Genomic DNA, 1,759 nt, shown 5'->3' on the forward strand with positions numbered 1-1,759 from the left:
CACGTCCTACACCCTTACCCCGGGACAACCACCGCCCGGGCTGGACTACCTTCCTGCGTCACCCCATCGCTCACCTACTGCAGACTTGGGCCGGCGGCTCCACCACTTCCCTTTGCCCGAAGGCTCCGGGACGGCTTCACGGCCTTAGCATCACCTGGTTCGACGTTGGCGCTTCAAAGCGGGTACGGGAATATCAACCCGTTGTCCATCGACTACGCCTGTCGGCCTCGCCTTAGGTCCCGACTTACCCTGGGCAGATCAGCTTGACCCAGGAACCCTTGGTCAATCGGCGCAAGAGTTTCTCACTCTTGTATCGCTACTCATGCCTGCATTCTCACTCGTGTACCGTCCACGACTGGTTTCCACCGCCGCTTCACCCGGCACACGACGCTCCCCTACCCATCACAACAGGCGTTGGCCCTATATGTTGCAATGACACGACTTCGGTGATGTGCTTGAGCCCCGCTACATTGTCGGCGCGGAATCACTTGACCAGTGAGCTATTACGCACTCTTTCAAGGGTGGCTGCTTCTAAGCCAACCTCCTGGTTGTCTCTGCGACTCCACATCCTTTCCCACTTAGCACACGCTTAGGGACCTTAGTCGGTGTTCTGGGCTGTTTCCCTCTCGACCATGGAGCTTATCCCCCACAGTCTCACTGCCACGCTCTCACTTACCGGCATTCGGAGTTTGGCTAAGGTCAGTAACCCGGTAAGGCCCATCGCCTATCCAGTGCTCTACCTCCGGCAAGAAACACGTGACGCTGCACCTAAATGCATTTCGGGGAGAACCAGCTATCACGGAGTTTGATTGGCCTTTCACCCCTAACCACAGGTCATCCCCCAGGTTTTCAACCCTGGTGGGTTCGGTCCTCCACACGGTCTTACCCGCGCTTCAACCTGCCCATGGCTAGATCACTCCGCTTCGGGTCTTGGGCATGCAACTCAGACGCCCTATTCGGACTCGCTTTCGCTACGGCTACCCCACACGGGTTAACCTCGCTACACACCGCAAACTCGCAGGCTCATTCTTCAAAAGGCACGCAGTCACGGCCATGCTCCGAAGAACATGACGACGCTCCCACGGCTTGTAGGCACACGGTTTCAGGTACTATTTCACTCCGCTCCCGCGGTACTTTTCACCATTCCCTCACGGTACTATCCGCTATCGGTCACCAGGGAATATTTAGGCTTAGCGGGTGGTCCCGCCAGATTCACACGGGATTTCTCGGGCCCCGTGCTACTTGGGAGTTTCTCAAACGAGCCGTACAGATTTCGTCTACGGGGGTCTTACCCTCTACGCCGGACCTTTCGCATGTCCTTCGACTATCCATACGGTTTCTGACTCGCCGACCGGCCGGCAGACCGGTCAAGAAAAATCCCACGACCCCGCATTGGCAACCCCTGCCGGGTCTCACACCAATACGGTTTAGCCTCATCCGGTTTCGCTCGCCACTACTCCCGGAATCACGGTTGTTTTCTCTTCCTGCGGGTACTGAGATGTTTCACTTCCCCGCGTTCCCTCCACATACCCTATGTGTTCAGGTATGGGTGACAGCCCATGACGACTGCCGGGTTTCCCCATTCGGAAACCCCCGGATCAAAGCCTGGTTGACGGCTCCCCGGGGACTATCGTGGCCTCCCACGTCCTTCATCGGTTCCTGGTGCCAAGGCATCCACCGTGCGCCCTTAAAAACTTGGCCACAGATGCTCGCGTCCACTGTGCAGTTCTCAAACAACGACCAGTCACACACCCTCAAC

Annotated in this window: 1 rRNA gene (only partly in view); it reads right to left on the bottom strand. The window is 57.5% G+C overall.

Going from position 1 to position 1,759, the window contains the following annotated elements:
- Positions 1 to 1,701 (bottom strand): 23S ribosomal RNA (locus ACIRRS_RS38300); it reaches 1,487 nt to the left of the window's first position.
- Between the last annotated feature and the right edge of the window lie 58 nt (positions 1,702 to 1,759).

The organism is Kitasatospora sp. NPDC101183, from assembly GCF_044767945.1.
In the GTDB taxonomy this organism is placed as follows: Bacteria; Actinomycetota; Actinomycetes; order Streptomycetales; family Streptomycetaceae; genus Kitasatospora.